At 68.3% G+C, this 25,725-nt stretch carries 22 protein-coding genes, 1 tRNA gene and 2 pseudogenes; 12 read left to right on the top strand and 13 right to left on the bottom strand.

Annotated features, from left to right (window positions below; translation table 11 throughout):
• Positions 1–146: 146 nt before the first annotated feature.
• Positions 147–932 carry an SDR family oxidoreductase gene (locus A5646_RS16565; RefSeq protein WP_067022740.1) on the top strand — a complete coding sequence of 262 codons (786 nt, stop codon included), beginning with the start codon at positions 147–149 and terminating at the stop codon, positions 930–932.
• A gap of 17 nt (positions 933–949) precedes the next feature.
• On the opposite strand, the gene A5646_RS16560 is transcribed toward A5646_RS16565, so the two are convergent.
• Together A5646_RS16560 and A5646_RS16555 are read right to left on the bottom strand one after the other, a co-directional pair.
• A complete protein-coding gene (locus A5646_RS16560; protein ID WP_067022737.1) occupies positions 950–2,407 on the bottom strand; it encodes an aminotransferase class I/II-fold pyridoxal phosphate-dependent enzyme in 1,458 nt (485 codons plus the stop codon).
• A gap of 63 nt (positions 2,408–2,470) precedes the next feature.
• Complete coding sequence (locus A5646_RS16555) at positions 2,471–3,961, bottom strand: amidase (protein WP_067022735.1); 1,491 nt, start codon at positions 3,959–3,961, stop codon at positions 2,471–2,473.
• A gap of 61 nt (positions 3,962–4,022) precedes the next feature.
• Between A5646_RS16555 and recO the strand changes: the two genes are divergently transcribed.
• Genes recO through A5646_RS16540 form a run of 3 tightly spaced genes read left to right on the top strand, consistent with a single transcriptional unit; the run spans position 4,023 to position 6,158 of the window.
• A complete protein-coding gene (recO, locus tag A5646_RS16550) occupies positions 4,023–4,820 on the top strand; it encodes a DNA repair protein RecO (RefSeq protein ID WP_066869584.1) in 798 nt (265 codons plus the stop codon).
• Positions 4,813–5,730 (top strand): decaprenyl diphosphate synthase, encoded by a 918-nt coding sequence (locus A5646_RS16545; protein WP_082984765.1) that lies wholly within the window; start codon positions 4,813–4,815, stop codon positions 5,728–5,730. The genes recO and A5646_RS16545 overlap by 8 nt, the downstream gene beginning before the upstream one ends.
• Positions 5,730–6,158 carry a hypothetical protein gene (locus A5646_RS16540; protein ID WP_066869587.1) on the top strand — a complete coding sequence of 143 codons (429 nt, stop codon included), beginning with the start codon at positions 5,730–5,732 and terminating at the stop codon, positions 6,156–6,158. Before A5646_RS16545 ends, A5646_RS16540 begins: the two co-directional genes overlap by 1 nt.
• A gap of 4 nt (positions 6,159–6,162) precedes the next feature.
• On the opposite strand, the gene A5646_RS16535 is transcribed toward A5646_RS16540, so the two are convergent.
• On the bottom strand, positions 6,163–6,558 hold the full coding sequence (locus A5646_RS16535) for a Fur family transcriptional regulator (RefSeq protein ID WP_066869589.1): 396 nt from the start codon (positions 6,556–6,558) through the stop codon (positions 6,163–6,165).
• The gene (locus tag A5646_RS16530; protein WP_197497975.1) at positions 6,555–6,983 is read right to left on the bottom strand and encodes a helix-turn-helix transcriptional regulator; all 429 of its coding nucleotides are present in this window, start codon (positions 6,981–6,983) and stop codon (positions 6,555–6,557) included. Before A5646_RS16530 ends, A5646_RS16535 begins: the two co-directional genes overlap by 4 nt.
• Positions 6,984–7,173: 190 nt before the next feature.
• Here A5646_RS16530 and A5646_RS16525 point away from each other — a divergent pair, with 190 nt between their 5' ends.
• From A5646_RS16525 to A5646_RS29975, 3 genes and pseudogenes are all read left to right on the top strand, one after another.
• Entirely contained in the window at positions 7,174–8,565 is a 1,392-nt protein-coding gene (locus A5646_RS16525; RefSeq protein WP_066869656.1) for a glycine--tRNA ligase, read from the top strand.
• Positions 8,566–8,815: 250 nt separating this feature from the next.
• The gene (locus A5646_RS16520) at positions 8,816–10,033 is read left to right on the top strand and encodes a PPE family protein (RefSeq protein ID WP_067022732.1); all 1,218 of its coding nucleotides are present in this window, start codon (positions 8,816–8,818) and stop codon (positions 10,031–10,033) included.
• Positions 10,034–10,552: 519 nt separating this feature from the next.
• Positions 10,553–10,706, top strand: a pseudogene (locus A5646_RS29975) (hypothetical protein); the annotation flags it as partial.
• A gap of 173 nt (positions 10,707–10,879) precedes the next feature.
• On the opposite strand, the gene A5646_RS16510 reads toward A5646_RS29975, so the two are convergent.
• On the bottom strand, positions 10,880–12,871 hold the full coding sequence (locus A5646_RS16510; RefSeq protein WP_067022730.1) for a TPM domain-containing protein: 1,992 nt from the start codon (positions 12,869–12,871) through the stop codon (positions 10,880–10,882).
• Positions 12,872–12,959: 88 nt separating this feature from the next.
• On the opposite strand from A5646_RS16510, the gene A5646_RS16505 reads away from it, so the two are divergent.
• The 3 genes from A5646_RS16505 (at position 12,960) to dnaG (ending at position 16,892) form a co-directional block, all read left to right on the top strand.
• Complete coding sequence (locus A5646_RS16505; RefSeq protein WP_067022727.1) at positions 12,960–14,225, top strand: deoxyguanosinetriphosphate triphosphohydrolase; 1,266 nt, start codon at positions 12,960–12,962, stop codon at positions 14,223–14,225.
• 67 nt (positions 14,226–14,292) lie between these two features.
• Positions 14,293–14,910, top strand: coding sequence for a superoxide dismutase family protein (locus A5646_RS16500; protein ID WP_082984764.1), 618 nt, complete (start codon positions 14,293–14,295; stop codon positions 14,908–14,910).
• 29 nt (positions 14,911–14,939) lie between these two features.
• Positions 14,940–16,892, top strand: a complete 1,953-nt coding sequence (gene dnaG, locus A5646_RS16495) for a DNA primase (protein WP_067022724.1) — start codon at positions 14,940–14,942, stop codon at positions 16,890–16,892.
• Here the strand turns inward: dnaG and A5646_RS16490 are convergent.
• A complete protein-coding gene (locus A5646_RS16490) occupies positions 16,876–17,154 on the bottom strand; it encodes a hypothetical protein (protein WP_066869612.1) in 279 nt (92 codons plus the stop codon). The genes dnaG and A5646_RS16490 overlap by 17 nt on opposite strands.
• Before the next feature lie 152 nt (positions 17,155–17,306).
• On the opposite strand from A5646_RS16490, the gene A5646_RS16485 reads away from it, so the two are divergent.
• A tRNA-Asn gene (locus tag A5646_RS16485) sits at positions 17,307–17,379 on the top strand.
• A 16-nt stretch (positions 17,380–17,395) separates the two neighbouring features.
• Here A5646_RS16485 and A5646_RS16480 read toward each other — a convergent pair.
• The 7 genes from A5646_RS16480 to A5646_RS16450 all read right to left on the bottom strand — a co-directional run bounded on the left by A5646_RS16480 (position 17,396) and on the right by A5646_RS16450 (position 25,104).
• Positions 17,396–18,118: an SDR family NAD(P)-dependent oxidoreductase gene (locus tag A5646_RS16480; RefSeq protein WP_255362081.1), complete on the bottom strand. Its 723-nt coding sequence runs from the start codon at positions 18,116–18,118 to the stop codon at positions 17,396–17,398.
• Between the two features lie 215 nt (positions 18,119–18,333).
• Positions 18,334–19,737, bottom strand: coding sequence for an NtaA/DmoA family FMN-dependent monooxygenase (locus A5646_RS16475; RefSeq protein ID WP_067022721.1), 1,404 nt, complete (start codon positions 19,735–19,737; stop codon positions 18,334–18,336).
• Positions 19,734–20,858, bottom strand: a complete 1,125-nt coding sequence (locus A5646_RS16470; protein WP_067022718.1) for an LLM class flavin-dependent oxidoreductase — start codon at positions 20,856–20,858, stop codon at positions 19,734–19,736. The genes A5646_RS16475 and A5646_RS16470 overlap by 4 nt, the downstream gene beginning before the upstream one ends.
• Positions 20,855–21,976, bottom strand: coding sequence for an LLM class flavin-dependent oxidoreductase (locus A5646_RS16465; RefSeq protein ID WP_066869622.1), 1,122 nt, complete (start codon positions 21,974–21,976; stop codon positions 20,855–20,857). The genes A5646_RS16470 and A5646_RS16465 overlap by 4 nt, the downstream gene beginning before the upstream one ends.
• Before the next feature lie 216 nt (positions 21,977–22,192).
• Positions 22,193–22,876, bottom strand: a complete 684-nt coding sequence (gene cysE / locus A5646_RS16460; protein WP_066869625.1) for a serine O-acetyltransferase — start codon at positions 22,874–22,876, stop codon at positions 22,193–22,195.
• A gap of 2 nt (positions 22,877–22,878) precedes the next feature.
• Positions 22,879–23,811 carry a cysteine synthase A gene (gene cysK, locus A5646_RS16455; RefSeq protein ID WP_066869628.1) on the bottom strand — a complete coding sequence of 311 codons (933 nt, stop codon included), beginning with the start codon at positions 23,809–23,811 and terminating at the stop codon, positions 22,879–22,881.
• Positions 23,812–25,104, bottom strand: coding sequence for a thioester domain-containing protein (locus A5646_RS16450; RefSeq protein ID WP_067022715.1), 1,293 nt, complete (start codon positions 25,102–25,104; stop codon positions 23,812–23,814).
• Positions 25,105–25,473: 369 nt separating this feature from the next.
• Here A5646_RS16450 and A5646_RS16445 point away from each other — a divergent pair.
• Positions 25,474–25,725: pseudogene (locus tag A5646_RS16445) on the top strand (hypothetical protein); the annotation flags it as partial.

The raw sequence follows: 25,725 nt of genomic DNA, 5'->3' as shown, positions 1-25,725 counted from the left end.
AGGTGACTTTCGTTCGTGCTAGCACCGCCGCTAGCGCACGTGGAAAAGGCCATATGCCGAGCAGAGGCGACGCATCTGGCCCGGGTGAATTTGGTGCGCGCATCCGCCGCGCGTTTGGTCGCCTTCGCCCCGGGTAGCCGCGGCCTATGACGCAACCTCAACTCGCGCTCGTCACCGGCGCGTCCAGCGGCATCGGATTCGAACTGGCCAAGCAGTTCGCCCAGCATGGCTATGACCTGGTCGTTGCCGCCGAAGACGACGGGATCAACGACGTGCCCGGCAAACTCTCGCAGTTCGGCGCGGCGGTGCAGCCGGTCCAGGCGGACCTGCGCGGCCCCGAGGGGGTGGAGCACGTGTACGAGAGCGCAATCGAAGGCGACCGCGTGCTCGCCGCGGCCGCGCTGAATGCGGGGATCGGCCGCGGGGAAATGTTCCTCAAGAGCGAGCTCGCCGACGACCTCAGCATCATCGATCTCAACGTGCGCTCCACCGTGCACCTGGCCAAGCTGGTTCTGCGTGACATGGCGAATCGCAATGCGGGCAAGGTGCTGTTCACCTCGTCCATCGCCTCGCAGATACCGGGTTCCTATCAGCCGGTGTACAACGCGTCGAAGTCGTTCATCCAATCCTTCGCCCAGGCGCTGCACGACGAATTGCGCGATACGGCAATCACTGTCACCGCTTTGATGCCCGGACCGACCGACACCAACTTCTTCGGCCGCGCCAAGATGGTGGATTCCCTAATGGGCAAAATGCGCAAGGACGACCCCGCCCAGGTCGCGCGGCAGGGATTCGAGGCGCTGATGCAAGGCGATCAGAAGGTGGTGGCCGGCTCCGCATTGACAAAAGTCATGGGTGCGGCGAACCGCCTGCTACCGGACACGGTCAAAGCCGTTGGCAATCGGGTGATGTCGAAACCGCGGGGCAACTGAACCGATGGCCCGGCGGATCAGGCCAGCACCCGAATCGTTTTCATCGACGCATCGGCGGCATCCGGGGTGTTCATCCCGGCGCGCACGCCGGAACACAAGTAATTCAGCACGGCCTCATTGAGACGCTCTCCGGGCACCACCGCCGGGATGCCCGGGGGATAGGGCGTGATCTGTTCGGCGGCGATCCGCCCGGCGGCCTGATCGGTGGGCACCGCCTCCACGTGCCCAAAGAACGCGTCGCGGGGCAGACACACAGTCTCCAACTGGAGCTCGTCGGGAGAGGGCAGGTCAATCTGCGGCGGGCGGTCGAAGTCGTCGGCCGCCCTGCGCCACGCCCTCAGCGCATCGGTGAGACGGCCGGCGGTGGCCTTGTCGTCCGCAAAGGACAGGGTGGCCAGAATGCGGCGGTGATCGCTCATCCCGGTGTCGACGTGAGCGTTCGCGCGCAGCCAGTCGGCGGCCTGGTAACCGGAGGTGCCCGTGCCCGAGACGTCCATCAGCACCTGCAAGCGGTCCAGGTCGTGGGACGCCTGCGCCCCGAGTAGCTCGTCGTCGAGCACCTCGACGCCGGGCAAAGTTTCGATGTCCGCACGCAATTTGTGTGCGAGATCCAGTGCGGCGCCGAGCAATTCGTGTCCATGCTCCACCATTTGCCGGCGCCATCCGTCCATGGCCGCATACAGCAGGACGTTGGGGCTGGTCGTCATCAGCAGATCCGCGCAGGCCGACAGGCGGTCCTGATCGATCAGGTCGCCCTGCACATGGAACACCGAGCCCTGTTCGAAACCGGCGCCCATCTTGTGCACGCTGACCACGCAGACGTCCGCATCCGCATCCATCGCCCAGGTCGGCAGGTCGTCGTGGAACGGCAGAGGTGCCCCCCACGCCTCGTCGATGATCAACGGCTTTCCGCGCCGATGGCACACCTCGGCGATGCCGGCGATGTCGGCGCAGGTGCCGTACGGGCTGGGGCTCACGATGAGCGCCCCGGCGGCGTCGGGATGCTTGTCCCACGCCTCGTCTACCTGCTGCGGCGAGGGTGGATGGGAAAAGTGGTGGTCGGCGTCCCATTGCGGAGTGATCCAGCGCGGCTGCACACCCGAGAAGATCAGCCCCGCCACGATCGACTTGTGACTGTCGCGCCCGACCAGGAGGCTGCCGTCGCCGCCGGCCACGGCCATCATCGCCGCCCGGACCGACAGGGAGCTGCCACAGGTGGAAAACCAGGCGACGTCGGCGCCGACGGCTTCGGCCATCAGGTCCTCCGCGTGCTTCAAATACTGGTTGCTGGTTCTGCGGTCATCCAGCCCGCCGCTGGCCAGTACGTCGTCGAGGAACGGTTCGCGGCCCAGCACCTGCAGGACGCGGTCGTCGGTGCCGCGGCCCTGGCGGTGGCCCGGTGGCGTGAATCCGTAACGGTTCTCGGCCCGATAATCGGCCAGCGCATCGAGTAGGGGAGCGGTCGATTGGTCCATCGCCAACGAATACCCGAGTTGTCAGCGGCTAATTCGTCCTAGTTACCTGCGTAAACACCGGCGTCAGGCGTGGGGCCCGGCGGCGCCCGGCGCGTCCGTCGTCTGGTCCCACCACGACTGGGGCTGTTGGCTCGCCCACCCGCTGACTGCTTCCAGTTCGGCGGCCAGCGAGATCAGCATGCCCTCGCTGTTCGCCGGGCCCATCAGCTGCACACCGATCGGCAAGCCCTCGGAGGTGAAGCCGGCCGGAACGTTGATCGACGGCCAGCCCAGGACGTTCCACGGGAACGTCAGCGGGCACGCCGCAATCATGGCGCGGTCGGTGCCGAACCCACTCAACCGGTCGAAGGCGCGTGCCAGGGGTGGGGGCTGGGCCGTCGTCGGCGCCAACACCACGTCGACGATGTCGAAGATCGAGCCGACCCGGCGCTGGTCTTCGGCTTCGTGGCGACGCGCGCTGCGCAGGATCGCCTGGCCCAGCACGGCGCCCAGGCGCAGGTTGGACAGGGTGCGGGGGTCCAGCACCACCCCGTCGCCCAGCCGCTCCTCCCAATCGCGCAGGCCTGCGGTGGACCGGGCGAGGAAGTCCCACGACAGCCGCATGCCGTAATCGGGGTTGCCCGGCACCACGGTGTGGCCGAGCAGTTCGAGTTGCTTGCCGACTGCCCGCGTCGCGGCCAGGATCTCCGGGTGCAGCTTCGGCCGGAAGCCGGTGTAGGGGAACCGGGTGGACAGCGCGATGTTCAGCGGGCCGGGCGCCTTGCCCACGTAGTCGGAGGCGACGATCGGCGGCGGCTTGTGCCGGTCTCCCTCCACGTTTCCGGAGGCGGCGTCGAGCACCAGCGCCGCATCGGCCACCGTCCGGGCCAGCACGCCGTTGACCGTGATGCCGTTGAACGCCTCCGGCAGTGGCCAGGTCGAGATGCGCCCGCGCTGCGGCTTGATGCCGACCAGGTGCGTCCACGCCGCCGGGATGCGAATGCTGCCGGCGCCGTCGGAGCCGATGGCCGCGGTGACCAGTCCGGCCGCCACCGCCGCGGCGCTGCCCCCCGACGATCCGCCCGGGGTGTGCCGGCGCGACCAGGGGTTGCGGGTATGCCCGAAACCGGGTCCGCTGGTGAACGGCCACTGGCCGAGCTCGCAGGTGTTGGTCTTGCCGACGATCACCGCGCCGGCCGCCTTGAGACGGCGCACCACCTCGGCGTCGTGCGTCGCCGGCGCGACCGTCCCCTCGGTCCCGAAGGCGGTGGGCACGCCAGCAACGTCGACGTCGTCTTTGACCGCGATCGGGATCCCCAGCAGCGGGGCGGTGTCGCCGGCCGCGCGGCGTCGGTCGGCCTCGGCGGCGTCGGCCAGCGCCGACTCGGTGAGCACCACCCGAAAGGCGTTGAGCGTGGGCTGGCTGGCGTGGATGGCGTGCAGCGAGCGACCGACCAGTGTGGTGGACGTCACCGAGCGGCTCGCCAGCTGATAGAGCAGGTCAGTGAGCGTGGGCAGGCGCCGGTGGCCGGATCCGGAAATGGACCCGGGACCCGACCCAGAAGCGCCAATCACGGGGTACGAGACTAACGGCGCGGATACCCGTAATGTCGCGGCGGGGTGCAAAACTATTGTGATGCGGCTATACCGAGACCGAGCTGTTGTGTTGCGCCAGCACAAGCTCGGTGAAGCCGACCGGATCGTCACCCTGCTGACTCGTGAGCACGGGCTGGTCCGCGCGGTTGCCAAGGGCGTGCGCCGCACCCGCAGCAAATTCGGTGCTCGGCTGGAGCCGTTCGCGCATATCGACGCGCAGCTGCACCCCGGCCGCAACCTCGACATCGTCACCCAGGTCGTCTCCATTGACGCGTTCGCCACCGACATCGTCAACGACTACGGCCGCTACACGTGCGGGTGCGCCATGCTGGAAACCGCCGAACGCCTCGCCGGCGAGGAGCGGGCACCCGCCCCGGCGCTGCACGGGCTCACGGTGAGCGCGTTGCGGGCGGTGGCCGACGGCCGCCGGTCCCGAGACCTCCTGCTGGACGCCTACCTGTTGCGCGCGATGGGCATCGCAGGCTGGGCGCCCGCGCTGAACGAGTGCGCCCGGTGCGCCACGCCCGGTCCCCATCGGGCGTTCCACGTCGGCGCCGGCGGCAGCGTCTGCACACACTGCCGCCCGGCCGGTTCGACGACGCCGCCCCCGGGGGTGCTGGACCTGATGTCCGCGCTGCACGACGGCGATTGGGACTTCGCCGAGCAGACCCCGCAGTCGCACCGTAACTACGTCAGCGGTCTGGTGGCCGCGCACCTGCAGTGGCATCTGGAGCGGCAGCTCAAGACCCTGCCGCTGGTGGAACGGACGTATCACGCCGACCGCACCATCGCCGACCAGCGCGCGGCGCTGATCGGGCAGGATATGGACTGTGGCTAAACTCTGGGCCGGCGGCTCGGGCCGAAAGGCCGAGCTCGCCACGGCGTCAGCCGATTTCCCGCAGCTGCCCCCCGCGCCCGACGACTACCCGGTGTTCCCTGACAAGTCGACCTGGCCGGTCGTCTTTCCCGAGCTGCCGCCCCCGGCCGACGGTGGGCCGTGCCGGCCCCCACAGCACATTTCCAAGGCGGCCGCGCCCAAGATCGAGGCCGACCGATTGCCCCACCATGTGGCCATCGTGATGGACGGCAACGGCCGCTGGGCCACCCAGCAGGGATTGACCCGCACCGACGGTCACAAGGCGGGCGAGGCGGTGGTCATCGACATCGTCTGTGGCGCAATCGAACTCGGCATCAAGTGGCTCAGTCTGTACGCCTTCTCCACCGAGAACTGGAAGCGCTCCCCCGAGGAGGTCCGCTTTCTGATGGGATTCAACCGCGACGTGGTGCGCATGCGCCGGGTGAACCTGAACACCATCGGGGTCAAGATCCGGTGGGTGGGTTCGCGGCCGCGCCTGTGGCGCAGTGTGATCAACGAACTGGCGATTGCCGAAGACCTGACCAAGGACAACGACGTCATCACCGTCAACTACTGCGTCAACTACGGCGGTCGCGCCGAGATCGCCGAGGCGACAAGGGAAATCGCGCGTCTGGCCGCCGCCGGCCGGCTGAACCCCGAGCGCGTCACAGAGTCGACCGTGTCGCATCACCTGCAGCGGCCCGACATCCCCGACGTGGACCTGTTCCTGCGGACCTCGGGGGAGCACCGGTCCAGCAACTTCATGCTGTGGCAGGCGGCCTACGCCGAATACGTCTTTCAGGACAAGCTGTGGCCCGACTACGACCGCCGCGACCTGTGGGCGGCGTGTGAGGAATACGCCTCCCGCAACCGCAGATTCGGGAGCGCATAGTGCCGCCGCTGCAGGAGCGCCTGGCATCGATACTCGGCGACGTCCTTCCGCTCGAGGCGGAGGCCGACGGCGCCGTGACGGTGCGCCACGACGCCACCATTGCCTCGTTGCGGGTGGTCAACATCGCCGAGGGCCTCGATCTGGTCTCGCTCACCCAGATACTGGCGTGGGATCTGCCGTCGACCAAGAAGCTCAGCGAGCAGGTGGCCAAGCAGGCCCGCGACAGCAACTTCGGTAGCGTGACCATGGTCGAGAAGGTCAACGATAAAGCGGTGCAACGCAATTCGGGCAGGAGTGCTGCGAAAACCGCCGACGTGATGCTGCGCTATAACTTCCCCGGCGCCGGCCTGACCGACGATGCCCTGCGGACCTTGATCCTGCTGGTGCTCGACACCGGCGCCGAGATACGTCGGGCGCTGACGGCGTAACCGGTTACCGGCCCCCGCAATCCGAGCAGGTGCCGAAGATCTCGATGGTGTGGCTGACGTCGGAGAAGCCATGCTTGGCAGCCACTTCGCTGGCCCACTGTTCGACCTCGTGATCGCCCACCTCGATGGTGGCGCCGCAACTGCGGCAGACCAGATGGTGGTGGTGGTGCTCCGAACATCGGCGGTAGACCGATTCGCCGGTGTCGGTGCGCAGCGTGTCGATCATCCCGGCCGCGGCCATTGACTGCAGGGTCCGGTAGACGGTCGTCAGGCCGATGTTCTCGCCACGCCGGCGCAGCTCGTCGTGCAGCTCTTGGGCCGAGCGGAACTCGTCGAGGGTCTCCAGTAGCGTGGAGATCGCCGCCCGCTGCCGGGTGGAGCGGACGCTGACCCTGGTCATTGGCGCGGCTCCTCACTGGCGTGCGCGACGGCATCCACCACGATGTGCGCGAGGTGATGATCCGCGAGCCGGTAAAGCACTTCGCGCCCGGATCGCTCCCCGGTGACCACGCCGGCCGCCTTGAGGATCTTGAGATGCTGACTGACCAGCGGCTGGGGCACGCCGAGCGCGTCCACCAGCTCGTGCACGCAGCGGTGCGACTCGCGCAGCTGCAGCACGATGGCGATGCGCACGGGCGCGGCCAGCGCGCGCAACAACTCACCGGCGGCATCGAGGATGTCCCGCGGCGGCGGCACGGGATAGGCGGCCCCTCCGGAGTGCCCGGCGGCGCCCAGCGCGTCGTGGTCGTGGGCGAGGAGGCCCGGGTCCGAGTCGCCATCCGCGGCGGCCGGCATCGAGGCAGAAGGTGACGGGGACGTCATCATGGGGCGGCATCACCTCGAGAAGTGCCTGGTAGTGGGAAAGTAGTCGCCGGTGAAAGTCGTTGTCGGCTGCCATCCACTGTCACATGCATGATGACGCATGTCAAAGACCGCGGTGCCGATCGCTACCATGACTGATGCTCTGCGCACCGCGGTCGAGCGCCGCGCGTGCCCGCTCAAACCCGGAAAGGGAGTGCACCACCCCGTGGCGTCCGTCATCGACACCGTAGTGAACCTGGCCAAACGGCGCGGCTTCGTCTTTCCCTCGGGGGAGATCTACGGCGGCACCCGATCGGCGTGGGATTACGGCCCGCTGGGTGTGGAGTTCAAGGAGAACATCAAACGCCAGTGGTGGCGCTCGGTGGTCACCGGTCGCGACGACGTCGTGGGCCTGGATTCGGCGATCATCTTGCCGCGGCAAGTCTGGGTGGCCTCCGGCCATGTCGAGGTCTTCCACGACCCGCTGGTCGAGTCACTGATCACCCACAAGCGTTATCGCGCCGACCATCTCATTGAAGCCTACGAAGCCAAACACGGACACCCGCCGCCCAACGGGCTGGCCGACATCCGCGACCCGGAGACCGGCGAACCCGGCCGGTGGACCGAGCCGCGCGAATTCAACATGATGCTCAAGACCTACCTCGGTCCGATCGAAACCGAGGAGGGCCTGCACTATCTGCGTCCGGAGACCGCGCAGGGCATCTTCGTCAACTTCGCCAACGTGGTGACCACCGCCCGCAAGAAGCCGCCTTTTGGAATCGGTCAGATCGGCAAGAGTTTTCGCAACGAGATCACCCCGGGCAACTTCATTTTCCGGACCCGCGAGTTCGAACAAATGGAAATGGAGTTCTTCGTCGAGCCCTCGACCGCCAAGGAATGGCATCAGTACTGGATCGACACCCGCCTGCACTGGTATGTCGAACTGGGTATCGATCCGGAGAACTTGCGGCTATTTGAACATCCGGCCGACAAGCTGTCGCACTACTCCGATCGCACCGTCGACATCGAGTACAAGTTCGGCTTCGCCGGTAATCCGTGGGGCGAGTTGGAAGGTGTCGCCAACCGCACCGATTTCGACTTGTCGACGCATGCAAAGCATTCCGGCGTCGACCTGTCGTTCTACGACCAGGTGACCGACACCCGGTACACCCCGTATGTCATCGAGCCCGCCGCCGGTCTGACGCGGTCGTTCATGGCGTTCTTGATCGACGCCTACACCGAGGACGAAGCCCCGAACGCCAAGGGCAAGATGGAAAAACGCACGGTGCTGCGGCTGGATCCGCGCCTGTCACCGGTCAAGGCCGCGGTGCTGCCGCTGTCCCGGCACGCCGACTTGAGTCCCAAGGCCCGAGACCTGGCCGCCGAGTTGCGGAAGTTTTGGAATATCGATTTCGACGACGCCGGTGCCATCGGGCGACGCTACCGACGCCAGGACGAGATCGGCACGCCCTTCTGCGTGACGGTGGATTTCGACTCACTCGAGGACAACGCCGTGACGGTGCGCCGCCGCGACGACATGTCCCAGGAGCGGGTGCCGATGAATGCCGTGTCGGATTATCTGGCGGCGCGCCTCAAGGGTTGTTAATCGACCACTCGCGGGCCGTCTTGTAGATTGCTTGTCCCGTTGCATCGGCGCGGGTCCGGCCGCCGTGCCGCCGGTGATGCATCCGCACCCACACCGAATTCCGCGGAATAAGGTTTGCTTAAAAGTCCGGCTTTTCGCGGTGCTGGTGCCTTAGGATCGCCACTGGGGCATAAGTAGATAGCTAATGGCCGCGGGTGGATGTCGCTCCGTCCGGGGCAGGAGCCGTTGACTCGGTCGGTTGGGGTTGCACATGATTCCCGCGTTTGTGTTCTTCCCTCCTGAGATCAACTCGGCCTTGATATTCGGCGGCCCCGGGGCCGGCCCTCTGTTCGAGGCGGCCGCGGCGTGGGACGGGCTGGCCGCCGAGCTGTCATCCTCGGCATCGTCGTTTCACACCACGGTTTCCGATCTGGCCGGTAGCGCCTGGATGGGGCCGTCGTCGATGGCGATGACCGGCGCCGCGGCGCCCTACGTGCAATGGCTGATCATCGCGGCGGCGCAGGCGGAGGTGGCGGCCTTGCAGGCCCGGATCGCCGCACTGGCTTTCGAGGGCGCACTGGTGGCGACGGTTCCGCTGCCGGAGGTGCTGGCCAATCGGGCCCGGTTGCTCGTCCTGATTGCCACGAACTTCTTTGGCATCAATACCGCGGCCATCGCACAGACCGAGCTCGAATACGTCGAGATGTGGGCGCAGGATGTGGCGGCGATGTTGGGCTATCACGCCGGGGCCCAATCGATGGCGCAGGCGCTGCCGGAATTCAGCGTGCCGCCGGCGGCCCTCGGCGGCGGCGCGCCCGCCGCGGACCTGTCGGGCCTGGCCGGATTGGTGACGGCACCCCTGACTCTCGCGTCACAGTTCTTCCAGGGCCTGTCCTCGCTGGGAACCGCGTTCGTCTCCCAACTGCAGTCGGTGTTCGGGGCGCTCTCGCCGGCGGTCTCGTTGCTGTCGTCGACGCCGGTGGCGACGTTGACGTCGGTGGCGCAGGCCGGAATGTACCCGGCGACCGCGTTGATGACGCCCATGGTGACGCTTGCCCAAAGTGCCGCCCCGGCACCGGCGGCGGCCGCGTCGCCGCTCTCTCGCGCGCCGGCGTTGGTGGGTGCGGCCAGCGCGCCCCTCGCCGCGCCGCGCAGCGCGGGCAGCGTCCTGTCGGACTTGCCGCCGTTGGCCGGTTCAGGGTTGGGCGCGTTGGGCGTTGCGACGGCGGGGCTGGGCGGCGCGCGGTTCGTCGGGTCGCTGACGGTGCCCGCGGCGTGGCAGGGATCGATGCCGGCTTACATCGCCACCCCGGCGATGTCCGGGGCGGGCTCCGGGGCGCCGGCCGCGGCGGCCGGCGGATCGGGCAGTGGTGTGCCGATGACGGCGATGCCGGTCGGTGACAAGACCCCCGAGGGCGAGGACCGCGGGACCAGGGCGCAGGTGGTCAGGTCTCGTCCCAAGGTGGTGCCGCGCAATCGTCCGGGATAGTGCAGCGGTGCTGCTGTTGCAGACGTGAATAGTGTGCAAAGCGGCCGGAATTCGATACTTTTCGATATGCCGGCATACGCCCCGACGGAACGTTGTATGCGCAACGCCGAATTCGTCTGATTGGTCTGGTGAAACCCGCAACAGGTGCGCGGCTCGTCGCAGGAACCGGGCGAAAATCCGCAGGCGGCGGTCCGCTCGAAAACTCGTCGGCCCTCGAACGCAGGTCCTATTGGTAGCGCTAAACCGTTGCGGGGCAACGCATGTGCGAGCGTCGATTCGCGGGATGAAGCCGCCGAGCCGACCCGCGCGGGATTTCTTTGTTGTGCAGGCGGGCGGCGACATCCGGCGGGCGTGAGCGCGGATCCGGTGTCGGGTCGCCGTCGGTTCGCATGTGCTCGACAGAAGAATATTGGCAATTCCCGCATATTTTCTTCACTTTGTCTTACGATGTGAACCGGTTGGTGTAAATAGGTTCGCCACAGCGCCCGAACGCTCTATCGGCTGTGGAAGGGGGCAGGGGTGCTTTTGCCTCTCGGTTCGCCGTTGCCGGATGACACGGTGTCGGCAGTTCGAGGAGAGTCCGGCATGCTCGGTGGGCTGTCGGTTCCGCTCAAGTGGGGCGTGGTCGTCCCGCCGGATGACTATGACCATTGGGCACCGAAGCCGGACGCCGAAACCCTTGAACAGCCGGCCGACGTTCCCCGCCCGACCGCCGTTGCGGACGGCGTGTGGAGCGGGTGGGAAGGCGACACCGTGTCGCGGGGATCGGGTGTGATCCCGCATTCCCCAGCAGCCGGCTGAGCCCGGCGAAACCCAAACCGCTGCGGTAGCGGCGCCAGGCGCTGCTCAGAATCGGCCGCCGCCACCCATGAAACCGCCGCCGGACGCACCGGGGCTGCCGCCGAACGAGGTCGGGCTCCAGCCGCCGAATCCGCCCCGCATGCCGCCGCTGAGCACGTTGCCGATGATGATCCCGCCGAGCATCGCACCCATGTCACTGCCGCCGCGGCCGACGTAGGCCCGCTGTGCCAGTTGCACGTCGTCGTTGGCCAGCGACTGCGCGGTGGCGGCCAGCGTCGACGCCGCGTTGGCGTGCGCGATCGCCTCGGTCGGCAGCGTCGATCGTTTGTCCTGCGCGGCCTGCAGATGCCGTCTGGCCTCGGCGAGCCGGGTGCGCGCCTCGGGGCCGATGCTGCCCCGGCGGGTGTCGACGTAGTCCGACACCGCACGCACCCGCGACTGCGCGGTGAACAGCGCCTGCTCCAACGACCGGTTCAGCCGCTCGGCCGCGGCCTGCTCCTGGGCCAGGGTGGCCAGTAGCCCGTTGAGGCCGGCGTCGGCTTTGGTCACCTGAGCGAATGCGCCCAGCGGATCGTCGGCAGCGCCGGCCCGCGCGCTGTCGACGGCCCGGAGGGCGGCATCGCGCGCCGCAACCAGATCACCGGTGTGCGCGGTCTTGACCTTCGGTGTCCTGCGCAGCAGTTCGTCCGCGCGCTCGATGTCGTGCTGGATGTCGGTCAGGGCCGACGGCAGCCCGTCGATGGCGTGCTGAATGTCGCCGGCCGCGTTGTCCACCGCGTCGAGCAACGCGCGCGCCTGGCCCAGCGCCGACTCGGCGGCGCGGACAGCGTCGACCAGACCGGCTTGCCGCCCGCTGACGGCATGGGCGGCAAGCTCACGGGCGCTGGTGATGTTGCGGTCGGCGAACGCCAGCCGCTCCTTGGCCGCGGTCACGTTGCCCGACACCGAAGTCAGTGCGGCCGCGCTGAAGTCGTTGTGCAGCGCGGCAAGTCGTTGTTCGGCCGGCGCGATGCGGGTGGTGAGTTCCACGTATTGCTGTGTCAGTGCGTCCAGCCGGGAGGGGGCGTTGATCACCAGATCCCGCAGCTTCTCGAACGCCTCGGTCTGTGACTCCAGTTCCCGGTCGGCGCGCGCCGCCGCGACGATCACCTGGGTGAGCAGTTCCCGGCGCTGCGCCGGCGTCTCTGGCGTGTCGTCGTCGAGTTGTTGGCGGATCGTAAAGGCTTGGGACAGTGCGGCTTTGGCGTTGGTCACGGCCTGGGTGAACGGCTGGGTCCGGTCGGCGCCGAACTCCGTGACCGCCAGGTCCAATTCGTTGGCGCTGGTGCGTAACGCGTTGTCGACGTCCACCACCAGTTCGCGGGACAGGTCGTCGAGTGCCTGCGGGGGCACCGCGGCCAGCGCATCGGCGTCGGTGGGGTCGACCCGACGCGCCGCCGCCAACGCCGCGGCGCGGCGGCGCCGACCGCGATAACGCATGACCAGCAACAGGACTGCCAGCGCGACCAGGATGCCCGCCAGCACGGCCAGCAGCGCCACCCGGCCCGACGAATCGGGCGAGGTGTCGAGTCCGTTGGCCGCCGCGACGGCGGCGCCGCTCCAATCGCCGTCGTGCAGGGCGGGCTCGATCTTGTTGCGCCGCAACTTGTCGACCTGATTTGCGGTGACGCTCTTGACCGTGGAGGGCACCAGGAAGGCGTATTCACGGCTGTGGGTGCCGACGGCCAGCAGCGCGTCGTAGGCGCCCAGATCGCTGTTGGTCACGGTGCGCTGTGCCCACCCGGCCGCGCTCTGCCCGGAGAAGTTGTCGACGTAGACCACCCACAGCCGGATGTGGCGGTCGGTGTACAGCTTGCCGAGAGCAGAGGCGACCGCCGCGCGCCCGGAATCCGACAGGGCACCCGCGTTGTCGGTGATGTAGTCGGCCAACCGGAATGGGGGTTGCGCGCCGGCGGCCGGCGCCAGCAGCAGGCCGCCGCCGAAGCCGACCGTGAGGATCGTCGCGATCACGGCGACCAGGCGAGCGGTGCAACGCATAGGGCCAATCTAGCCCCGCGACGATGCAGGCCAGTAGGCCCGAGTCGAGCCATACTCCGGCGGGCGTTCCCTGGCAGACTGTGCGTCGGTGACCGGGAATCAGCACGACCCCTACGACGACTTCGACCGTCAGCGACGGGTGGCCGAAGCGCCCAAGACTGCGGGGCTGCCGGGCGCCGAGGGTCAGCACCGCACCGACTTCGCCCGGGATCGGGCGCGGGTCCTGCACAGCGCCGCGCTGCGTCGATTGGCCGACAAGACCCAGGTGGTTGGGCCCCGAGAAGGGGACACACCGCGCACCCGGCTGACGCATTCGCTCGAGGTCGCCCAGATCGGGCGGGGGATGGCGATCGGGCTGGGCTGCGACCCCGACCTCGTCGAGCTGGCGGGACTGGCCCACGACATCGGCCACCCGCCCTACGGACACAACGGCGAACGCGCGCTCGACGAGGTCGCGACGGACTACGGCGGTTTCGAGGGCAACGCCCAGAACTTCCGGATCTTGACCAGTCTGGAGCCCAAAGTCCTTGACGAGCAAGGCAATAGCGCGGGGTTGAACCTGACCCGGGCGTCGCTGGACGCGGTGACCAAGTACCCGTGGCCCCGCGGCGAAGCGCAACGCAAGTTCGGGTTTTACGACGACGACCGCGAGCCGGCCGCCTGGGTTCGGGCGGGCGCACCGGAGGGGCGGATGTGCCTGGAAGCGCAGGTCATGGACTGGGCCGACGATGTGGCCTATTCGGTGCACGACGTCGAGGACGGTGTGGTGTCCCAGCGCATCGACCTGCGGGTGCTCGCCGACGAAGACGAGGCCGCCGCACTGGCCAAACTGGGCGAGACCGAATTTTCCCGGGTGCGCGCCGACGACTTCATGGCGGCGGCGCGACGGCTCTCCGCCCTGCCGGTGGTCGCCGCCGTCGGAAAGTACGACGCCACGCTCGCGGCTTCGGTGGCGCTCAAGCGGTTGACCAGTGAACTGGTCGGCCGGTTCGCCTCGGCCGCCATCGCCACCACTCGCGCGGCGGCCGGTCCCGGCCCGCTGGTGCGCTACCGGGCCCAGTTGCAGGTTCCCGACCTGGTGCGCGCCGAGGTGGCCCTGCTGAAAATCCTGGCGCTGCAGTTCATCATGTCCGATCCGCGTCATCAGGAAACACAAGCCGGGCAGCGTGAACGCATCCATCGGGTGGCGCACTGGCTGTATGCGGGAGCGCCCCGCACGCTGGACCCGTTCTTTGCTGCGGCCTTCAACACCGCGGCCGACGACGGCGCGCGGTGGCGCGTCATCGTCGACCAGATCGCCTCCTATACCGAGGGTCGGCTCGAACGGATCGATACCCGCCAGGCCGGTCCGTAGTCGCCGGTCGGCAGGAAGTCGTCCGGTCTGGGAATCGGCGCGGCCGCCGCGAGTTAGGCTGCCCGACATGAAGAAATTCAGCGGCTCGCCCTTTGTGGCCTCCTTGTTGATGGGGCTTCCCGTCGTCGCCATGACTGCCTGCAGTTCACCGCAGCATGCGAGCACCCAGCCGGGCACCACACCACCGGTGAAGAGTGCCGCTCCGTCGTCCGGGGAGTCGACGTCGACCCTGGCGCCCGCCGCGGGCTCGCTGCGCGCGGAACTGAAGACGCCCGATGGCCGTTCGGCGGCCACCGCGACCTTCGACTTCACCGGCGGCTACGTGACCGTGACGGTGAAAACGGTGGCGCCTGGCATCCTCACGCCCGGCATCCACGGCCTGCATGTGCACGAGATCGGCAAGTGCGAGCCGAACTCGGTGGCGCCTACCGGCGGTGCGCCCGGCAACTTCCTGTCCGCCGGCGGTCACTACCAGGCCCCCGGACACACCGGCAAGCCCGAAAGTGGCGACTTGGCGTCCCTCGAGGTCCGGCAGGACGGCTCGGCGTACCTGGTCACCACCACCGATTCGTTCAACCGGGACGACCTGCTGGCGGGCAACAAGACCGCGCTGATGCTGCACGGCGCCCAGGACACCGAGAACGCAATGGATCGGGTCGCGTGCGGCGTCATCGGTACCGGCTAGCGTGCGCCGTCGCGACTTAGACTGAGCCGATGTCAAGCCCGGCAGGTTCACGCGCGGAGGGCGACGGCCGTGCCCGGGGTCGGGGCCGGATTCCCGATCGCGACATCGCCGCCATCCGCGAGCGGGTGCGCATCGACGAGGTCATTGGCGACTACGTCCAGTTGCGCCGCGCCGGCGCCGATTCGCTCAAGGGCCTGTGTCCGTTCCACGACGAGAAGTCGCCGTCGTTTCACGTCCGCCCCAACCACGGCCACTTTCACTGCTTCGGCTGTGGTGAGGGCGGCGACGTGTACGCGTTCATCCAGAAGATCGAACACGTCAGCTTCGTCGAGGCCGTCGAACTGCTCGCCGACCGGCTCGGTCACACCATCAATTACTCGGGCCCGGCGACCAGCGTGCAGCGCGACCGCGGCAGTCGCAGCCGGCTCGTCGCGGCCAACGCGGCGGCGGCGGAGTTCTATGCGGCGGCGCTGGAATCCGCCGAGGCGGCACCGGCCCGGCAGTATCTGACGGAGCGGAACTTCGACGCCGACGCGGCCCGTCACTTCGGTTGCGGCTTCGCACCCTCGGGCTGGGACTCGCTGACAAAGCACTTGATACGCAAAGGATTTGAGTTCAAGGAGCTGGAGGCGGCCGGCCTGTCACGGCAGGGGCGTCGCGGACCGATGGACCGCTTCCATCGCCGGTTGCTGTGGCCCATCCGCAGTTCGGCCGGCGAGGTGATCGGCTTCGGCGCCCGGCGGCTGTTCGACGACGATCCGATGGAAGCCAAGTACATCAACACGCCCGAGACGCTGCTGTACAAGAAGTCGAACGTGATGTTCGGCATCGACTTGGCCAAACGCGACATCGCCAAGGGGCACCAGGCCGTCGTCGTCGAGGGCTATACCGACGTGATGGCGATGCATTTGGCCGGCGTCACCACCGCGGTGGCGTCGTGCGGCACCGCGTTCGGCGACGAGCATCTGTCGATGCTGCGCCGGTTGATGATGGACGACAGTTTCTTTCGCGGCGAACTGATCTACGTGTTCGACGGCGACGCGGCCGGGCGGGCCGCCGCGCTCAAGGCCTTCGGCGGCGAACAGAACCTGGCGGGCCAGTCGTTCGTGGCCGTCGCGCCCGATGGCATGGATCCCTGCGATCTGCGGCTGAAGTCCGGTGACGGCGCGCTGCGCGATCTGGTGGCCCGGCGGACCCCGCTCTTCGAGTTCGCGGTCCGTTCGGCGCTCGCCGAGATGGACCTGGACAGCGCCGAGGGCCGGGTCGCCGCACTGCGCCGCTGCGTGCCGATGGTGAGCCAGATCAAGGACCCCACGCTGCGCGACGAGTACGCCCGCCAGCTCGCCGGATGGGTCGGCTGGGACGACGTCGCGCAGGTCATCGACCGGGTGCGCAGCCAGGCCAAGACGTCCAACACCGCGGCCCGCGGTGGCTCCGGACGCAAGGCGCCCCGCCGCGCGGCGCAGCCGCCCGCCGCGGCCCAGCCGGCCGCCAGCCGTCCTGACCCCCGAGACCCCACCCTGTGGCCGCAGCGTGAGGCGCTCAAGGCGGCCCTGCAATACCCGGCGTTCGCCGGGCCGGTGTTCGACACGCTGACGGTCGAGAGCTTCACCCATCCCGGATACGCGGCCATCCGCGCGGCCATCGAGACGGCGGGGGGCACCTCGAGCGGGATCACCGGCGCGCAATGGATCGAGGCGGTGCGTGAGCAGGCTTCGTCGCCGCTGACCGCCGGCCTGGCCAGCGAGTTGGGGGTGGAGGCCATCGCGGTCGACGAGGAGAAGCTGCCGCGCTACATCGGCGGCGTGCTGGCCCGGCTGCAAGAGGTGTGGATGGGCCGGCAGATCGCCGAGGTGAAGTCGAAGCTGCAGCGGATGTCACCGATTGAGCAGGGCGACGAGTACCACGCCCTGTTCGGGGACCTGGTGGCGATGGAGTCCTACCGGCGCAGCCTGCTAGAGCAGGCTAGCGGCGACGATTAGACGGCGTCAGCACGTCGTCGGCCGAGCCCTCGGCGTCGCGTTCCATGATGGCCGTTTGGTCGTCGATCTCGGTCAGGGTGACAAAACCGGCATCGGGTGAGATCCGATTCGCGATCTTGCGCCGCCCCCCTTCGATCATCGACTTGGCCACGGGGCTGCTGGTCAGCGCGCGATAGGTGCCGACGAGCTGCTCGTATCGGCGACGCCCAGCCTTCGAACCCAGCACGTAACCCAGCCCAAGCACCACGACATACCGGATCAAAACTTTCCTCCCGACTATCGATGGCTCCATCCTGCCTCACCGGCCGGGGCGCCCGCGCGGTCGATCCCCGTCTATGGGCGGCCCGAGGGTGGTCCACGCTAGTTGGGTGCGGTCGTGCCAGTACGCTAGAGTTCGTCCCGCGATCGGGTTAGTCCCCTGTAGCTCAATTGGCAGAGCATTCGGCTGTTAACCGAAGGGTTCCTGGTTCGAGTCCAGGCGGGGGAGCACTTCTCTGAACGTCTCAGTGGCCGGCGCTCTGGCCGCCGTCGATGTGTAGCGTCTCGCCGGTCACGAACGACGCGCCCTCTAGGTAGCGAATCCCCTCGATGATGTCGGCGATGGTGCCCATCCGGCCCAGCGGATGCATGGCGGCCAGCGCGGTCGTGTCGTCGTCGGCGTGCATCGGCGTGGCGATGTTGCCGGGGGAGATGGCGTTGACGCGGATCCCGTTGCGGGCGTATTCGATGGCCAGCGATTTGGTCACCGCCGCCAGGCCACCCTTGGTGAGCGCGGTCAATCCCGCCGGCACCCCGGAGTTTGCCTGCTCGAGCAGGGAGGTGGTCATGTTGACCACGTGGCCGCCCCCGCCTTGCCTCAGCAGCTGGGCGATGACGCGCTGGGTGATGTGGAAAAAGCCGGTCAGGTTCACCCCCGTCACCAACTCGTAGTCGGCCGGCGTGTACTCGGTGAACGGCTTGGGCACGAACACGCCCGCGTTGTTGATCAGCGTGTCCACCCGGCCGAACCGGTCCAGCGCCGTCGCGACGATGCGGTCGGCGGTCGCGGGATCGGCCACGTCACCGGCGACGGCCGCCACCTCGGCGTCAGCGCCGGCGGCGATCGATCGCGAATTGGCCACCACCGCGAAGCCGAGTTCGCGGTAGGCGTCAACCAGGGCGGCACCCATGCCCTGGGAGGCGCCGGTGATGATCGCGACTTTCTGACGGGCGTGATCTGCGGTCAACGGAGGTCTCCTTGCGCGGTCTGTCGCGGACGAGGCGGTCGACGCACCACCCGGTGGCACGCCGCGAATCGTGAATCTACTGTGACCCCAGACTATTAGGAGTGCTCGCCTCGATGCCGCTGCGCGTTGGCGCACCGATGAGGTCACGCGGCTGAGCGCGCATCCCGATGGCCCGGCCATCGCCTGCCCGGGCGGGCACCCGTCATCGTCACGGATTAGCCTGTGGCGCGCCGGCTTTCGAGGCGCTCGGCGCCGGTCGGCTGCCCGGCCCGCCCGGGGGTGGGTGACAAGCCCAGGTGGTCGCGCAGCGTGTGGCCGCGGTATTCGGTGCGGAAGCTACCGCGCTCCTGCAGCAGCGGCACCACCTTGGCGACGAATTCGTCGAGGCCGTGCGGCGTCAGGTGCGGCACCAGGATGAAGCCGTCGCAGGCATCGGACTGCACGTAGCGATCGATCTCGGCGGCGACCTGTGCCGGCGTTCCGACGAATTGCTGGCGGCTGGTCACCTCGATGATCAGCTCGCGGATCGACAGGTTCTCGGCTTCCGCCCGGGCGCGCCAGGTCTGGGCGACCGTCTTGGGGTCGCCGTGCCGGACCCGCCCGCGGGTGATGTTCGGGTTCTCGACGGGATCGACGTCGGGCAGGGGCCCGTCGGGGTCGTAGGCCGATAGGTCCACGCCCCACACCTGTTCGAGGAATGCGATCGCGGTCGGGCCGCTGACCTGCTGCTCGCGGATGTGGCGGGCGTTGTCCTGCGCCTCTTCGGCGGTGTCTCCCAGTGCGAACGTCGCGCCGGGCAGGACCTTGAGCTGGTCGGGGTCGCGCCCGTAGGCCGCGGCACGGCTCTTGACGTCGCTGTAGTAGCGCTGACCCGCCTCGAGCGACCCGTGCAAGGTGAACAGGGCATCGGCGTGCCTGGCCCCGAAGTCACGGCCGTCGTCGGAGTCACCGGCCTGCAGCAGCACCGGGTGGCCCTGCGGCCCGGCCGGCAGGGAGGCGACGCCGCGGACGTCGAATTGCGGACCGTGGTGCTCGACGACGCCGATGCGGGCCGGGTCGGCATAGATCCCGGCGTCGACGTCGGCGACGACGGCATCGGGCGTCCAGCTGTCCCAGAACCGCCGCGCGACGGTGATGAATTCCTCGGCCCGGTGGTAGCGGTCGGCGTGGGCCAGGAACCCGCCGCGGCGGAAGTTCTCCCCGGTGAACGCGTCGGAGGAGGTGACCATGTTCCAGGCTGACCGCCCGTCGGACAGGAGGTCCAGCGTCGCGAATTGCCTTGCCACTTCGTACGGTTCGTTGAACGTGGTGTTGATGGTGCCGGCCAGGCCGAGCCTGTCGGTGACCGCGGCGAGCGCGGCCAGCACGGTGAAGGTGTCGGGCCGTCCGACCACGTCGAGGTCGTGGATCTTGCCGCGATGCTCACGCAGCCGCAGGCCTTCGGCCAGAAAGAAGAAGTCGAACAGCCCCCGCTCGGCGGTCTCGGCAAGGTGCACAAACGATTCGAACGCGATCTGGCTGCCCGCACTCGGATCCGACCACACCGTGGTGTTGTTCACCCCGGGGAAGTGGGCGCCCAGATGAATCTGCTTGCGGTGGCCTGCTTCTCGAACGCTCATCCGGTCAGTCCCCATCGTTTGGCGATCAGTTCATGCGAGCGCAGCCGGTCGACGTGGCGGTGGGTCACGGAGGTGATCACCAGTTCGTCGGCGCCGGTGACCCGGCCCAGCAGTTCGAGCCGGTCGGCGACCTCGTCGGGGTTGCCGACGAATTGTGTTGCGGTTCGGTCGGCCACCAGCGCCTGCTGCTCCTCGGTCAAGGGCTCGCAGAAATCGGGGTCGGGGTAGGGGATGGCGCCGTGACCGCTGCGGATGGAATACACCCACCGGCCGTAACCGGACGCGAGGTGGCGCGCGGTGGCGCTGTCCTCGGCGACCACGACGTCGGCCGACACCACCACGTAGGGCTCCGATAGCCGCGCGGACGGGCGGAAGGCGTTGCGGTAGGCGGTGATTGCATCGAGCGCCGTGCCGGGGGTGATGTGGTAACTCGCGACGAACGGAAGCCCACGGGCGCCGGCGACCTCGGCGCTTTGCCCCTTGGTGCTGCCGAAGATCCACGGCGCCAACTGACCGCGCTCGCCGGGAACGGCATGTAGGTCATGGCCATCGACGCTGTAGGTGCCCGCCAGCAGCGCTTCGATGTCGGCCAGTTGGTCGGCGAAGTCGGGAGGTTGTGCGCACGGTTGCGCCAGCGCGGAGGCCTGCGCCCGGATCCGCTCGCTTTTCATCAGCGGTGTTTGGTCGAAGGGTGCGGGGATGACAAGCCCGTCGACCTCACGCCACGGCGTGGGCGCACGCTCGGAGTGGACCGGGGGCGGCGCCGCGGCGGCCTCCTTGCGCCGCTGCCCGGACCGGCCCAGCCCCATGTCGATGCGGCCGGGGTAGAGCGCGTCGAGGATGCCGAAGCTTTCCACCACGGCGAGCGCCGTCGTGTGGCCGATCTGCACGGCGGCCGACCCGACGTGGATTCGCTCGGTGGCCGCGGCGATCTGGCCGATCAGCGTCACCGGCGAGGAGCTGGCGACCGCGACGAAGTGGTGCTCGGCCAGCCAGTAGCGTCGGTAGCCCCAGCGCTCGGCGTGCTGGGCCAGATCGATGGTGTTGCGCAGTGCCGTCGCGGCGTCGCTGCCGGCGCTGATGGGCGCGAGGTCGAGGATCGACAGGGGAGTGATGCTCATGACGGCGCCGTCGCGTAGCGGTTCGGTGCGGTCGCCAACCCGAGGCGGTCGCGCAGTGTCTCGCCGTCGCGGTAGCCGGTGCGAAACCGGCCGGCGCGCTGCAGGCGCGGCACCAGGTCGTCGACGATGGCGGGCAGGTCGAGGGCGTTTACCGCGGGCCGCAGCCGCACCCCATCGACACCGGCGTCCTGCCAGGCGAGCAGGAGATCCGCCAAATCAGTTGTGCTGCCGACGAATACGAGTGCATCGGACGAGATGGCCGCTGCGGGCGCCAGTGGATCGTCGACCAGCGACACCACCAGGTCCGCATAGACTTTGAGCTTCCGGCCGGCGGCCCGCTGCGCGTGGCCCACATCGGCCAGGATGGCCCGCAGCGAGCCCTCGTCGTGCGGGGTGATGAAGACCAGGTCGGCGCTGGCGGCGGCGAATTCGTAGACCCGCGGTGCGTGGGCAAGTGCGGCCACCACCGGCTGGCCCTGAGGCGGGCGCGGGGTGATCGAGGGCCCTTTGACCGAGAAGCGCTCGCCGACGAAGTCGATGTAGTGCAGTTTGTCGCGGTCGATGTAGCGGCCGGTCGCCACATCGCGGATGACCGCGTCGTCCTCCCAGCTGTCCCAGAGCCGGCGCACCACCTCCACCGCGTCGGCGGCCTCGTCGAACAGGTCGTCGCCGTCGGGGGCGGCCCGCCGGCCGAACAGGGCGGCCTCGTGCGCCGTCGGGCTCACCCGCACCTGCCATCCCGCCCGGCCGTGGGAAATATGGTCAAGCGTCGCAATGGCTTTCGAGACGTGGAACGGTTCGGTATGGGTAACGGTCGCCACCGGAATCAGGCCGATGTGTCGGGTGGCCGGGGCGATGCGGGCGGCGACCAGCGTGGCATCCGCGCGTCCCGCTAGGCGCCGCGGCGAGATGTCGGCGCTGCGGCCGGGTTGCGCGTCAAGGCTGTCGTCGATGGTCAGGAAATCCAGCAGGCCGCGCTCGGCGGTGCTCGCCAGCGCTGCCCAATAGCGGCCGCTCAGTTGCCCGCCACCGGTCGCGTTGTGCGCGAACGCGTATCGCCACGCGTGGGGGTGCCAGCCGTAGCCGTCCAGTCCCACAGCCAGATGCAGCTCGGTCATGGTCGGTCCCCGGTGATCCCCGTCGGTTCGGCGTCGCGCAGCATGGTCATAACCCACTGTGCAACGCTGCCGACGGCGCTGCATTCCAAAACCGGGTTAAGTTCAGGCTGAGTAATACTTCGCCGAGTTCAGCCCGGCGGAACGCGGCGATGCGGGTTCGGTGCAGCGTGGCGAATACGGGCGATCACGGCGTCTTGCTCTGAACGCCACCGTCTTTCAGATGGAGAAGTCCTCGCCGTGCCACACGCCGGCTTCGGGCGGCCGGATGACGTGATTGCTCTGGGCACCGTCCGCGCGGGCTTCGAGTTTGGTCACCCGGGTCAGCAGCGACTGCAGGCTGACTCCGACGAGGTCGGGCATCATCGAGTCGTCCGGGCTGCCGGGACGGCTGCGGCTGATGACCTGTCCGGGCACGCCGACGACCACTGAGCTGGACGGAACCTCTTTGACCACCACGGCGTTGGCGCCGATACGGCTGTCGTCGCCGATCTTGATGGCGCCCAGGACCTTCGCCCCGGCGCCGATGGTGACCCGATCACCGATGGTGGGATGACGTTTGCCGGTGTCCCTGCCGCTGCCACCGAGGGTGACTCCGTGATAGATGGTCACGTCCTCGCCCACCTCGGCCGTCTCGCCGATTACCACCCCGGTGGCGTGGTCGATGAAGAGACCGGGGCCGAGCACCGCGCCGGGGTGGATCTCGACGCCGGTGAGGATGCGGGTGATCTCGCCGAACGTTCGCGCGGCCACCTTTGCGCCGCGGTTCCACAGCCAATGGCTGACGCGGTGACCCCAGATGGCGTGCACGCCCGGGTAGGCGAAGATCACCTGCAGCGTGGTCGGGACGGCCGGATCGCGTTCCCTGGCCGCTCGGATGTCACGACGGATGGCTTCGAGCATGACTAATCGGCCAGGTCGGAGAACAGCGGCGTGCTCAGGTACCGCTCGCCGAAGTCGGGCAGCACCACGACGACGAGCTTCCCGGCGTTCTCGGGCCGGCGGGCCACCTGCAGGGCGGCTACCACCGCCGCCCCCGAGGAGATGCCCACCAACAGGCCCTCCTCGGCGGCCAGCCGCCGGGCCAGGGTGATGGATTCCTCGTTGCCGACCGCGATGACCTCGTCGACCAGATCCAGCGCGAGCACGGGCGGGACGAACCCGGCGCCCAAGCCCTGGATCGGGTGCGGCCCTTTCTGTCCGCCGGACAGCACCGGCGACGCGGCCGGTTCGACGGCGATGAACTGCGCCGAGGGCTTGCGCTCCTTGATCACCTGGGCCACACCGGTGATGGTGCCGCCGGTGCCCACCCCGGCGACGAAGATGTCGACCTTGCCGTCAGTGTCGCGCCACACCTCTTCCGCGGTGGTCTTGCGGTGGATCGCGGGGTTGGCCTTGTTCTCGAACTGCTGTGGCACGAAATAGCGTTGGTCGCTTTTGGCAAGCTCCTCGGCCTTGGCGATGGCGCCCGGCATGCCCTCGGATCCAGGGGTCAACACGATCTCGGCTCCCAAGGCGCGCAACAACATTCGCCGCTCGACGCTCATGGTCTCCGGCATGGTCAGCACGCAACGGTAGCCGCGGGCCGCGGCCACCAGCGCCAGGGCGATGCCGGTGTTGCCGCTCGTGGGCTCGAGAATGATGGTGTCCGGTTTGATCAGGCCCGCCTGCTCGGCCGCGTCGATCATCGCGACCCCGATGCGGTCCTTGACACTGTTTCCCGGGTTGAAGAATTCCAGCTTGGCGACGACGTCGGCGACCGCACCCTCGGTGACCCGGTTCAGCCGGACCAGCGGGGTGTTACCGATCAATTCCGTGACGTTCTCCGCGATGCTCATCTATCTTTTGTCTCCAACGACGTAGGACCAGGCCTCATCCGCCTGCCAGCTAATATCGAACTCTATGTTCATCTCGGTGGGGATGGCTAGCGCTACAGGGGTAAAGCGTTGCGACGCTTCGTCCAGCGCCACCCCGGTGAGCACGCGTCCATGCAGATCGCCAACCGTTTTCGCGGTGAGCGTTATTCCCGAGGTGCCCGGCGCCTGGCGTATGTAGAAATCCGTGCCGGGTTGGATCGTGTCGCCGAATGCGAAGCCGTCGGCGTCCAGCAGCTCGTGACCGCCGGTGGCGCTGAGTATCAGCGGGATTCGCACCTGGAACGGCCCGACGAGGCCCGAATCCGCGGCGGCGTGCTGGTCGACCAGCAGGGCTTCGTCGGCGGCCTGGTGAGCGAACTTTCGCGCCTGCGCGAGCAGGTAGTTGTACAGGTGCACGACCTTGTCGGCGTTGCGATAGTGGCGCGCACCGGTGAGCCGGAAGCTGACGTGCTCGATGCGGGGGACATCGGCATCGGAGTGTGCGACCAGCCGGTAGTAGCGGTACCCGCGCCCGCCGCGGCCATGGCTGCTCGACGACAGTGTGCTGCCCTCGCCCAACGTGCGCTGGTGGCGGCCCCGGCCGGGGCGCACGGCCAGTTCGGATCCCGAAACGTCTTGCCAGTCAAGGCCATTGGCCGATTTCTGCAGCCGTACCGTGAGGTGCCCGTTGGAGGCGACCCACACCGAGTAGCCGCCGAGCTGAGGCGCGCCGTCGAATTCGAAGGTGATCACCGGCCCCGGTGAGCGGTGAACGGCGACGGGCACGTTGAGCGGGCGGGTGTCCAGCGCCAGGCCGTTGGTGAAAAACCAGATCGCGGCCTGGGTCGCGGCGATCGCCTCGTGCTCGTTGATGTTGGCCGGTCCGAGCGGATAACCCGCGTCACGCACCTGGCGGCTCAGTTCGGCGACGGAGCGCATCGGAAAGGAGTTCCGCAGGATCCAGCCGACCGTGGCTTCGTGGCTGGATGCGCGCAGATGGGGCAGGGCAGCCCAGGTGTCGACGCGGTAGCGCGACGGGTGCTGCGGCGCGACGCCGGTGAAATCCAGCGAGTAGGCGTGCACGTTCGGGTTGAGCCTGATCAGGTCGGTGCGCGCCCAGCTGCCGTCGGTGAACACGACCCGGTCGACGGTGTGGGAATAGGTGCCGCCCCGGTAACGGGTCATGCGGTTGAGCGCGGTGGCCGGTCGGACCACCGAACGCCGGCGGGTCGCCACCGGCGCCAGGGCACGGTTGGGCTCGGACAATATGGTCATGGGTTGCTGGTCTTCCTGAAAGGCTTTGGTTGGCCCACGCCTTCACGCCACCGGGCAGACCCGGCGGTACCGCCCGGAAATGGGCTAGCGCGGGGATTTCTACAGCGTCAGAGGGCTCAGGAAATCAACAGCAACAACAGCAACAACAGTCCACGCCGACGCAGCGCGACGGGACAAAGCACGACTGTGCGGGGTGTTGCATATCCCCACTATAGGGCATCGGCACTTCTCGACCCGTTTCGCTCAGCGGGGCTCAAAACCTTCTGGCCTGCCCCTACACTTGCCTAGGCTCGGCGCGCGGGCCCGCTTCTGTTGGGGGACGATAGATCCGCCCGATCCCGGCCGCAGTTCACGCATGAAAGGATCACGATGACGTCGGCTCAAAACGAGTCTCAGACACTTGGCGACCTCGCTGCCCGGCAACTAGCCAACGCGACGAAGACTGTCCCCCAGCTTTCGACCATCACGCCGCGCTGGCTGCTGCACCTGCTCGGCTGGGTCCCGGTGGAGGCCGGCATCTACCGGGTGAACCGGGTGGTCAACCCCGAGCAGGTGGCGATCAAGGCCGAGGCGGGCGCCGGCACCGACGAACCGCTGCCGGAGACCTATGTCGACTACGAG

Source organism: Mycobacterium sp. 1245499.0, from assembly GCF_001673615.1.
In the GTDB taxonomy this organism is placed as follows: Bacteria; Actinomycetota; Actinomycetes; order Mycobacteriales; family Mycobacteriaceae; genus Mycobacterium; species Mycobacterium europaeum_A.
Note: the sequence above shows the minus strand (reverse complement) of the source record. Positions and strands in the feature narration are given on the sequence as shown.

Excerpts from the sequence above, each read along its gene's own strand:
- dnaG (WP_067022724.1), top strand. The coding sequence starts at position 14,940 with ATGTCAAGCCCGGCAGGTTCACGCGCGGAGGGCGACGGCCGTGCCCGG.
- recO (WP_066869584.1), top strand. The coding sequence starts at position 4,023 with ATGCGGCTATACCGAGACCGAGCTGTTGTGTTGCGCCAGCACAAGCTC.
- cysE (WP_066869625.1), bottom strand. The coding sequence starts at position 22,876 with ATGCTCGAAGCCATCCGTCGTGACATCCGAGCGGCCAGGGAACGCGAT.
- A5646_RS16520 (WP_067022732.1), top strand. The coding sequence starts at position 8,816 with ATGATTCCCGCGTTTGTGTTCTTCCCTCCTGAGATCAACTCGGCCTTG.
- A5646_RS16500 (WP_082984764.1), top strand. The coding sequence starts at position 14,293 with ATGAAGAAATTCAGCGGCTCGCCCTTTGTGGCCTCCTTGTTGATGGGG.
- A5646_RS16475 (WP_067022721.1), bottom strand. The coding sequence starts at position 19,737 with ATGAGCGTTCGAGAAGCAGGCCACCGCAAGCAGATTCATCTGGGCGCC.
- A5646_RS16510 (WP_067022730.1), bottom strand. The coding sequence starts at position 12,871 with ATGCGTTGCACCGCTCGCCTGGTCGCCGTGATCGCGACGATCCTCACG.
- A5646_RS16535 (WP_066869589.1), bottom strand. The coding sequence starts at position 6,558 with ATGACCAGGGTCAGCGTCCGCTCCACCCGGCAGCGGGCGGCGATCTCC.
- A5646_RS16565 (WP_067022740.1), top strand. The coding sequence starts at position 147 with ATGACGCAACCTCAACTCGCGCTCGTCACCGGCGCGTCCAGCGGCATC.
- A5646_RS16530 (WP_197497975.1), bottom strand. The coding sequence starts at position 6,983 with ATGATGACGTCCCCGTCACCTTCTGCCTCGATGCCGGCCGCCGCGGAT.
- cysK (WP_066869628.1), bottom strand. The coding sequence starts at position 23,811 with ATGAGCATCGCGGAGAACGTCACGGAATTGATCGGTAACACCCCGCTG.
- A5646_RS16450 (WP_067022715.1), bottom strand. The coding sequence starts at position 25,104 with ATGACCATATTGTCCGAGCCCAACCGTGCCCTGGCGCCGGTGGCGACC.
- A5646_RS16560 (WP_067022737.1), bottom strand. The coding sequence starts at position 2,407 with ATGGACCAATCGACCGCTCCCCTACTCGATGCGCTGGCCGATTATCGG.
- A5646_RS16465 (WP_066869622.1), bottom strand. The coding sequence starts at position 21,976 with ATGACCGAGCTGCATCTGGCTGTGGGACTGGACGGCTACGGCTGGCAC.
- A5646_RS16470 (WP_067022718.1), bottom strand. The coding sequence starts at position 20,858 with ATGAGCATCACTCCCCTGTCGATCCTCGACCTCGCGCCCATCAGCGCC.